This is a genomic window from Variovorax sp. CAN15 (assembly GCF_030462475.1).
GTDB lineage: Bacteria > Pseudomonadota > Gammaproteobacteria > Burkholderiales > Burkholderiaceae_C > Variovorax.
In genome coordinates this window covers 34887-45262 of sequence record NZ_JASMRZ010000040.1, presented here as the reverse complement: position 1 = coordinate 45262, position 10376 = coordinate 34887, and the positions used below count along the sequence as shown (strand labels likewise).

Here is a 10376-nt window from a genome sequence, read left to right as displayed (position 1 = left end):
CGTCGGTGACGCTGGACGTCTGGCCCTGGCGGTTGTGCACGGTGGTCACCGAGACGCCTTCGGGCGTGGTCACGGTGACGCTGCGATCGACCAGGTTGTAGGCGTAGCTGGTGGTGTTGCCCAGCGCATCGCGCTGGGTCAGCACGCGGTCGAAGGCGTCGTAGGTGGTGATGTGCTCGGCGCCGTTGGCGTCGGTGGTGGTGACGACGCGGCCGAGGCGGTCGTAGCGCAGGCGGCTGATGTTGCCGTTGGCATCGGTGCGCGTGTCCACGCGGCCGAAGGCATCGTAGCTGGTGCGGCGGGTGATGGCGGCACCGGTCGAGTCCAGGGTGCTCGAGATCTGCTGGCCGCGCCGGTCGAAGGCGACCGTGTCGGTGATGACCCGGCCGCTCAGGCGCGTCTGCGTGCTGGCGGTGACTTCGCGGAAGGCGTTGTAGGAGTAGCTGGTGGTGTTGCCCAGCCCGTCGACTGTGGTGGTCTTGGTGCCGGTGGCGTTGTAGGTGCTCAGGACGTGGGTGTCCTTGGTGGAGTAAGCCACTGCGGCCAGTTGTGCCTTCAGCGTATCGGTGTTCAGTCCGCCGGGGATGGACGCTCCAAGGGTGGAGACGTTCACGCGAGTCCCGTAGACGATCTGCTCGAAAACCAGGCCGTGGGCGTTGTAGCGGCTCTCGGTGACTTCGCCCAGTGCGTTGACGGTGTAGGTCAGGCGACCGAGGGCGTCGTAGAAGAACAGCGTTCGATGGCCGTTGGCGTCGGTGGTGCTGGTGCGACGACCGGTGGCATCGTAGGTGTGGGTGGATCCGTTGGCTGCCCATGCTGCCAGCGCATCGTTCTGCGCCACGGCGGCACTGCCGCGGCCGTCGAGCTCGGCGATCAGGTTGCCCTGGATGTCGTACCGCAGGCGCTGGGTGCGTTCATCGGCCGTGCCTACCGCTGTGGTGGTCTGCACGAGACGGCCGGACACGTCGTAGGTGAAGCTGGTGATCGTGCCTTCCGCGTTGGTGCGGCTGAGCAGTTGGTTGGCCGCGCTCCAGGTTTGGGTGACAGTCTGGTCCAGGGCGCTCGGATCCGGGCGAACGGTGGCGAGCGTTGCGCTTGCGCTGCCGGGATTCTTCGCGGGGCTGGCGTAGCGCTTGGTCTGCACCACGTTGCCACGCACGTCGTAGACGGTTTCAGTGAGGTAGCCCTCGCCGTCTACCTGCCCGACGAGCTGGCCGCGGGCGTTGTAGAAGCTGTAGGTGCGGATGTCGTTGGGGCTGTCCTTGGGGCGCAGGCCCGTGAGGTCGCCGCTGGCGCGGGCGATGGCTACGGCCATCATGCGGGCCGAGACGCTGGAGAAGTTGGTGGCTCGGTTGGCGTAGCGGATGGTCTGGATCTGCTCGCCGGCTGCGTTGTACTTGTACTCGGTGAGGTAGCCCTCTGCGTCCAGCGCGCCCTGGAGTTGGCCGTTGCGGTTGAACAGCTTGGTGGCGGTGTGGTCTTGGGCGATGTCCAGGCTCACCGGGATCGTGGTGCTCGGCGTGCCTTCGACCAACTGGGTGAAGGTGAGGGCACCGTCCGCGTTGAGTTCGTCGCCTGAGTACACCGTGCTGAAGGTGTGGGTACCGGCCGGGATCGGGACACCACGCAGGGTGGCTGTGCCATCTTCCATGACAGTGACCGTGCCAAGAAGTGTGGTGCCGCTGTAGAAGCTCACCAAGCCTGTGGGTGTCTTGCCGATCACGCGTATCGACAGTATGCCGTCCTTGGCGATCGATGCCGTGGTCAGATTGATCAATCCAACGGCGGGAGGGGTGACTTGTACTGGCGAAGCGTTCAAGGATTTCGACGACAAATAGTTGCCATCGCCCTCATAGCTCGCGGTAATGTTGCTCACGCCTCTTGGTAGGCTCTTGACGATCAAGGACGCTTGGCCATTAACTGCCATCGCTGTGCCGATGACGGCGCCATCAGCATAGAACGTGATGAGACCACTGACAGGGGGAGGTTCAGCGAGCGCGCTGTAAGGCAGCACCAGCGCGACCCTAGCGTTCAGCGTGATCGGTACATCTTCGGGTGCCCTGGCCGGAGACGCGCTCAGAGTCGTGGTGGTCGACGCCTTCTCTACTGAAAATACGGTGTTTATGACAAGAATGGGGGGGGCTGAGACATTCTCGTTGTTGAGGACGATCCTTAGACGATGTTGGCTGTTAGGCTGCAAATTGACAGGCAGCGCAAAAGTGAACCGTCGATCGCCCATGGAATTACCGGCGTAGATGGCGCTGCCAACAAGAACGTCATCGATAAAAATACTGTGTGTTCCTGCGACACCACCACTCTTTTCATTGTCAAAGACAAGGATCCTCGGAGCCACGCCGACTTGCGCTTGACCGTTGGGTTGCCAAGCTCCGGCATTGACGTAGACATCGAATCCCCAATAGTCACCTGAGCTTTCATAGCTGCCGTTTGCGACGCTCTGCCAATTGAACGAACTTACGTTCGTTTGGTCTTGTGTTTTGATCTGAATTGTTGAGCCCTGCGCAACAACCCCAGAAAACGATTCGTCGGCGTCCGCATACGTGGCGCTCAACTCATATGTACCGATCTGCAAATAGTCCACGACGAGATATGCCATACCGTTGATGACATTCGCGACCCCGAGACAAATCTTCCCGGCGAAAAAAGTTACGCGTCCACCGGGCTTTCCTCCCGATACTTTTGCCTGCAAGTTCACCGGACTGCCATCCCAAACAACCACAGTCGGCTTGGCGTCTTGCGATATCTCAATTGGCTGGGACGAGACCGCTTGCAGAATCCCCGAATACGCACTCTCGTGAACTACACGCAGCACATGTCTGCCTGGCGAGAGAGTTAAGGCAGGTTCGAACGAAAAACTTATCGCACCCCAATCCTCTTTGGAGTCGGGTACTCTGTAGGTGCTGCCGATGAGAACGTCACCATCGAAAACGCTGTACATCCCCCCCGTATTGCCACCCCCGCCACCACTTGGATAGGAGATAGTGATGCGTGGAGAACCTCCGATTGCATCAACCTCGACTTGGTAGGGATTCGAAGGCGGGGTATTCCAAATTTCCGGAGGGAGACCATTTTGATTGGCGATGATCTGAGTGATCCCGCCTTGCACAACCAGGCTGCTATTGGGCATCCGGTTGTATTCGACTCCTACACATGACGCAGACCACGCGTACGTGCCCGCGGGCAGGAAATTGACAACAAGACTTGCTTCTCCGGAGTTGACTACCGCTGAACCGAGATATTGAGTGCCCGCAAAGAAGGATACATAGCCGACTGTGTCAGTTGGAGTCATTCGAGCTCGCAGTCGGACAGGCTCACCCTGCGAAACTGTCGCTGAGGCAACGAGACTCATAGACCTTGGCGATGGGGCGCTTGATGTGTTGGCATCAATCGATGAACTGAGTGTTATAGAGGGAGGGGCAGGAACAAAGGACCGTTGCGCAATAGCGCGGGTATGGATCGCATCCCCGGCATATTCCGCCCGCACATTCATGCGGGCCGTTGGCCAACTAGTCAGCTTGAGAGTTGCCAAACCGGTGGTTATGTACGCCTCGCCCAGCACGCCGCTGTCGCTGTAGAACACCACCTTGCCTGTTTGTGGAACCAGCCACGCTGCATCTGCAGCAAGAGAGAAGGACAGCATCAACGGATCGATGCCGTCGGCGGTAGGACTTGAATAGCTCAGTTCGGCTGTGATCACTGCCGGGGTGATGGTTTTCTTGACAGCCTTGGATACGCTCGCCGGCCTCAAGGCGTCTCCAGAGAAGGCGACGCGAAGGTTATGAGTGCCGACAGACAACCTGTCGCTCAAAAAGGAAACTCTTCCGTCGACAAGTACTGCGCTGCCAATGACCGTCTCGCCGTCGAAGAAAGTCACCATGCTTCCAGACGGAGTCCCTTCGGCTATCGCTGTCAGGACCGTTACGCGCCCCGCCGGCACTGGTGCGGCGTTGTCTATCTTAAGCGCGATCCCTCCAAGGGTAGTTGGATCTACGCCAAGATCGACATCGGCACCCTGAAGCAGCGGAGTCACATCGATCGGATTAGCCAACTGTGTGACGCCCAGCACGCGCGAAGCCCCGTCATAGGTGGTCTGTATCACATACCCCAACGCATCCACCTGCCACGTCAGACGACCTGCGTTGTCATAGAACCGCCAGACCTTCTGGTCTTGAGCCACGTCCGCTGGCCGCAGTGCCGCCAGACTGGTTGTCGTATTCGACGCACTCCACGCCGTGGTCGGTAGATTTGCTCCATCTACCAATTGCGCCAGCTTTGCGGCACTGAGCTTTGTCGCATAGGCAACGGTCTGACGCAGCTGCCCGCTGGCGTTGTAGACATACTCGACCAACGCACCCGTCGCATCGATATCGGCGATCTTCCGGTTCGCCGCGTCATAGAGCATCCACTTGCACACACCCGTCGGATCCTGCGTCATCAGCAGGTTGCCATCCTTGTCGTAGGCGTTCGAGGTCGTGCCCAGGACACCGCTGCCGACGCTCTGCTGAGTCACGCTCACAAGGCGTCCCGCCTTGTCATAGGCCGAGACGGTGACCAGCCCACTGGCGATGCTTACGCTGGTCTTGCCGTTGGCGTCGTCGTAGCTGGTGATCGTGGTGTTGGGCGTTGCGCCGCCATCCAGCGAAGGTGCGCTGATCGACAGCACCCGGCTCAGGCCGTCGTAGATGTAGGTGGTGGTGCCCGCGCCCGGGTCGATGCTCTTGAGCAGTTGACCATGCTGGTCGTACACATACTGGGTCTTGGCCGCCGTGGCGGCGACACCCGCGCCCGATGCGTCGACCTCACCGTACGTCGTGGAACTGCTCAACGCGCCGCGCGCATCGTAGGCGCGGTCGGTGCGCTCGGTGCGTCGCAGGTCCTGGCTGTCCACCCACGCGCTCATTTGCGCTTCCGTGGGCACGGCGCTCGCGCCTAGCTGGGTGACGTTGTAGCTGCCGCCCGTATAGCGGACGGTTGCCAAGGCCTGACCGTAGCTGTTGTAGCGGTGCTCGGTGACGCCGCCCTGAGGGCTCAGGACGAAGCGAAGGAGACGGGGGTTGTCCTGAGCGTAGATGTAGCGCGTGATCTCCGGCAGCGATGCGGGTTGGCTGAATGCACCACGACTGACGGCCGCGTCGGCATAGACGGTCTCGGTCAGCAGTTGATTGGCCGCGTTGTAGGTTCGAGTGTGGAGGTTGCCCGCGGAGTCGGTCTCCTTCAGCAGATTGCCATTGGCGTCGTACTCGTAGGCGACTTCGCGGCCTTCCCCATCGGTCACGCCGGTGACGTTGCCGGCGGCGTCGTAGCGGTAGCTGATCTGCGACAGCCCCGAAGGATTGCCAGCGGTGACGCCTTGCCGCATCTGCAGGAGTTGGCCTTGGGCGTCATACAGGTAGGTGCTCTGCGCGCCTAGGGGATCGGTGATGGTGGTGGTGTTCTGGGTGATGTCGTAGCTGAAGCGCGTGACTGCGCCCAGTGCATCGGTAACGGTGGCAACCTTGTAGACGCCGCCAGCCTCCACGTAACTGAAGTTGTGCTTGGTGCCATCGGTTTGTGTGACCGAGGCAACGCGTTTGCTGGTGCCGTCGTAGGTGTATGTGGTGACATAGACCTTGCCGTCGGCAATGCTGTTGTCCGCTGGGTTGAGGTCGACGGTGACGCTCGACAAACGGTTGGTGGTGTCGTAGGCATAGCGCACTCGCGTGAGCACGGTGCCATCGGTGGCCGCGGTGCGCACCTGGGTCAGGTTCGAGCCGCTGTAGTCGAACCAGATGGTTTCGCCATTGGCATCGACCATGCGTTGCAGCGTGCCATTGGCGTTGTACGCATAGCTGACGGTGTTGCCGGCAGGGTCGGTCACCGAAATCAGCCGACCCGAACCAGTGCTTTCGTAGCGCTCGACAAGGCCGGTTGCACCGTCGGTCCAGGTGTATCGAGCGTTGGTGGAGTCGTAGCCGATGGTGTCGAATGCCCCTGCACCTGCACTGCTAACGTACAGGTTTCTCGCCGCATCCCAGGTGTATGTGGCGCTGGCGCCATCGCGATCAGTGCGCGCCAAGGTACTGCCGGCAGTGGCCACGGTGCCGGTGAGCACCACACGCTGTCCGAATGCGCCGACTGTCCAGTTATCGCCGTTGTCGTCGTTCAGCAGGCCCTGGCTGTTGTAGGTACGAACGACGTTGATGTCGAGGCCGCGCCCGATAAGCTTGTCGTCGAGGTCTTGCAGGACGAGGTTGCCGTTGGCAATGTTGACGAAGGATTGCTCCCCGCCGCGCCCTTGAGTTGAGGAGCCTAGAACCCCACGCTGGCCCAAAATGGACAAAGAGTTCAAGCTCAGACCCAGACTGTTTCCACTGACGATTGCAACCATGACGGTTTCACCTGATGTACGGTGAACCGCCAACTGGCGACCAAGAACCTGTGAGGGCCCCTGATGGTCGAGCCGGCAAACCTTGCCGGTCACGGTTCAGATCAATACATCCAGCGGGCGGCGAATCTGTTCAGCAAATCCCTCAGGCAAGTGAGGCTGCTAATAGTTGTTAACTAGATCGTAAATATCGTGATTTGCGCCAAATGGGCGGCAAACTCTTGAAGATCAAGGAGTGAACCTGGTAAGCCCTCCGCAGTTCGGCGATCGTACGTTCCGACGGTAGATCTGGACACCCGACGATGCGTCCCGCCAACTTGTCGGCGCGGCTGTCGCGGCCCTCAAGACTCGTTGCTGATCCCGCTACTCACATGCCCCGCCGGCACATGCCGCGAGGCCGCATCCACATGCCCCGTCTGGTCATCGAAGAAGAAGTCGGGCTCGAATTCGCGCAGGAACTCGCCCTTGGGCAGGCCGCCGAGGAACATGGCCTCGTCGACGCGGATGTTCCACTTCATCAGTGTGCGGATGGCGCGTTCGTGCGCGGGTGCGCTGCGCGCGGTGACCAGCGCGGTGCGGATGCGCATCTTCGCGTTGCCGGCCATCTGCAGGCGGTGCAGCGCGGCCAGCAGCGGCTTGAAGGGGCCCTCGGGCAGCGGAAGGTCGGCCTTGCTGAGTTCGTGGGCCTGGAAGGCGTCGAGGCCCTGGGCCTGGAACACGCGCTCGGCCTCGTCGGAGAACAGCACCGCGTCGCCGTCGAAGGCGATGCGCACTTCGTTCGGCCATGCGTCGCTGGCTTTCACCGACTCGACCAGTACGCGCGCGGCGGGAAACCCGGCGTTGAGCGCCTCGCGCACGTCCTGCGCATTGACCGACAGGAACAGGTGCGCGCGCAGCGGGCGCAGGTAGCCGAAGGGCGGGCGGCCCTGGGTGAACACGCCGCGCTGCAGCTTGATGTCGGCCGCCGCGCTCGACCTGAAGATGCGCATGCCCGAGACCGGGTCGTTGCGCGACAGGATCACCACTTCGACGCGCTGCACGCCGTCTTCGTTGAAGCGCAGCAGCTTGCGGATCAGCGAATAGGCGATGCCGGGCGCGGCCGGCACGTCGATGCGGTCGAGCTGCAGCTTCATGTAGCCCTCGTTGTCGCCGGCCTCGAAGACCTTGTTTTCTTCTTCGAGGTTGAACAGGGCGCGCGAGGAGATCGCGACCACGAGCTTGTCTTCGAGGGTCACCGGCATGGCGCTTCCTTGCGGATCTGTCTTCTTCGAGCAGGTGCGCCGAGCGCGGCAGCCCCCTGCAAGCGGGTTGGAGGCCACACGAAGTGGACAAGCCTGGGGGGCTGCCTCATTTCACGAACTGGTTGAGCTGGATGATCGGCAGCATCACCGCCAGCACGATCAGCATCACCACCCCGCCCATCGCCACGATCAGCAGCGGCTCGAGGATGGTGGCGAGGTGCATTGCGCGGCGCTGCACTTCGGCGCCGAGCTGGTTGGCGGCGCGCTGCAGCATCAGCGGCAGGGTGCCGGTCTGTTCGCCCAGGCGCGCGAACATCGACACCAGGCCCGGAAAGCGTTTCTTCTGCGCGAGTGCCGAGGCCAGCGGCGCGCCTTCGCGCACCAGCACCAGCGCGTCGAGCGCGTCGGCGCGCATCGCGCGGTTGCCCAGCGTTTCGGAAGCGGCCTGCAGCGCGCGCAGGATCGGCACGCCGGCCGTGGCCAGCATGGCGAGCGTGCTCGCGAAGCGAGCCGCGTTGTAGCCGCGCGCGAGCTTGCCCACCAGCGGCAGCTTGAGCCATGCGGCGTCGAATTTCAGGCGCAGCGCCTCCTGCGCCAGCGCGAGCCGCGTGCCGATGGCCGCGAGCACCACGGCGGCCAGCATCCACCAGCCGTAGTTGCGCACGCCGGCGCTCAGCGACAGCATCACGGTGGTGAGGAAAGGCAGCGAGCGCTTGGTGCCCGCGAAGACCTGCGCCACCTGCGGCACCACGTAGCTCACGAGGAAGATCACGATCACGATCGCCACCAGCGTGACGATGGCCGGGTACAGCGCCGCGCCGATCAGCTTCTGCTGCAGTGCCTGGCGCTCTTCCAGGTCGTCGGCGAGGCGGTCGAGCACGAGGCCGAGGTTGCCGCTCTGCTCGCCGGCGCCGATCACGGCCGTGTAGATGGGCGAGAACTCGCGCGGATGTGCCGACAGCGCGCGAGCGAACGGCGAGCCTGCGTTGACCTCGGCGCGCAGCGAGGCGACGAGGTTGCGCTGAGGCTCGGATTCGGCTTCGTCGGTCAGCGCCGTGAGCGCGCGTTCCAGCGGCAGGCCCGACGAGACGAGGCCCGCGAGTTGCCGCGTCCACACGGCGAGCCCGGTCGAATTGAACACGCGCTTGCCGCCGCCGAGCCAGCGGCCGAGACCGCTGCGCTGGCTGGAACCACCGGCATGCTCGCTGCCCACCGGCTTGACCGACAGCGGAATGAGCGCCTGCGCCCGCAGCAGGCTGCGCGCGCTGCGGGCGGTGTCGGCCTCCAGCACGCCTTCGCGCGACTGGCCGCTGGCGTCGATGGCTTCGAATGCGTAGGCGGGCATCTCGGTTCTTCGCTACTCGCGCGTGACGCGCAGCAGCTCGGCGCGCGAGGTGATGCCGGCCTGCACCAGCCGTTCGCCATCCTCGCGCATCGAGCGCAGGCCGCCGCGTTCGCCGGCCTCGAAGAGCTGGCTCTCGGCCGCCTTGCCGTGGATGAGCGCCTGCACCTCGTCGTCCGCCACCAGCAGTTCGAAGATGCCGGTGCGGCCCTGGTAGCCGGTCTGGCCGCAGGCATCGCAGCCCGCGCCGCCGCACGAGGTGCAGACCTTGCGCACGAGGCGCTGCGCGAGCACGCCCAGCAGCGACGAGCTCAGCAGGAAGGGCTCCACGCCCATGTCGGTGAGGCGAGTGACGGCGCTGACCGAGTCGTTGGTGTGCAGCGTGGCCAGCACGAGGTGGCCGGTCAGCGAGGCCTGGATGGCGATCTGCGCGGTTTCGAAGTCGCGGATCTCGCCGATCATGATCACGTCCGGGTCCTGCCGCAGGATGGCGCGCAGGGCCTTGGCGAAGGTGAGTTCGATCTTGGCGTTGATCTGCGTCTGGCCCACGCCCGGCAGCTCGTACTCGATCGGGTCTTCCACCGTCATGATGTTGCTGCGGCTGGCGTCGAGCCGGGCGAGCGCGGCGTACAGCGTGGTGGTCTTGCCCGAGCCCGTGGGCCCGGTCACGAGGATGATGCCGTGCGGCTGCGCGATGAGCTTCTCGAAGCGCTCCAGCGTGTCGCCCTGCATGCCCACGGATTCGAGCGTGAGCTTCGATTCGCTCTTGTCCAGGAGGCGCAGCACCGCGCGTTCGCCGTGCGCGCTCGGCAGCGTCGACACCCGCACGTCGACTGCGCGCGTGCCGATGCGCAGCGAGATGCGCCCGTCCTGCGGCAGCCGCTTCTCGGAGATGTCGAGGTCGGCCATGATCTTCAGGCGCGAGATCAGCGCCGCGTGCAGCGCGCGGTTCGGCTGCACCACCTCGCGCAGCGTGCCGTCGATGCGAAAGCGCACGGAAGACGTGCGCTCGTAGGGCTCGATGTGGATGTCGCTGGCGCCGTCGCGAGCGGCCTGCGTGAGCAGTGCGTTCAGCATGCGGATGATGGGCGCGTCGCCCGCGCTCTCCAGCAGGTCTTCGACGGCCGGCAGCTCCTGCATCATGCGCGAGAGGTCGGCGTCGCTCTGCACCTCGCTCACCACCGCGGCGGCGCTCGATTCGCCCTGCGCGTAGGCCGCGCTGATGCGCTGCGCCAGGGGGCCGTCGGCCAGCACCTCGAAGGCCTGCACGCCGTACTTGCGCGAGACCTCTCCGACCGCGCTGCGCGCCGGGTGGCTCGACATCCAAAGCGTGTAGCGGCCGTCGTCGGTCTCCTCCAGCAGCAACTGCTGGCTGCGTGCGAAGGCGTAGGGCAGGGGGTAGCGCATGGAC

At 63.7% G+C, this 10376-nt stretch carries 4 protein-coding genes; all 4 read right to left on the bottom strand.

Features of this window, described 5'->3' with window-relative positions; translation table 11 throughout:
• The coding region (locus tag QMO14_RS21510) for an Ig-like domain repeat protein (RefSeq protein WP_301509620.1) at positions 1-6478 on the bottom strand (6478 nt) is incomplete at its 3' end.
• 245 nt (positions 6479-6723) lie between these two features.
• Positions 6724-7623, bottom strand: coding sequence for a 5'-nucleotidase (locus tag QMO14_RS21505; RefSeq protein ID WP_301509619.1), 900 nt, complete (start codon positions 7621-7623; stop codon positions 6724-6726).
• A gap of 106 nt (positions 7624-7729) precedes the next feature.
• Positions 7730-8968, bottom strand: coding sequence for a type II secretion system inner membrane protein GspF (gene gspF / locus QMO14_RS21500; protein WP_301509617.1), 1239 nt, complete (start codon positions 8966-8968; stop codon positions 7730-7732).
• Positions 8969-8980: 12 nt separating this feature from the next.
• Positions 8981-10372: a GspE/PulE family protein gene (locus QMO14_RS21495; RefSeq protein WP_301509622.1), complete on the bottom strand. Its 1392-nt coding sequence runs from the start codon at positions 10370-10372 to the stop codon at positions 8981-8983.
• Positions 10373-10376: the final 4 nt, after the last annotated feature.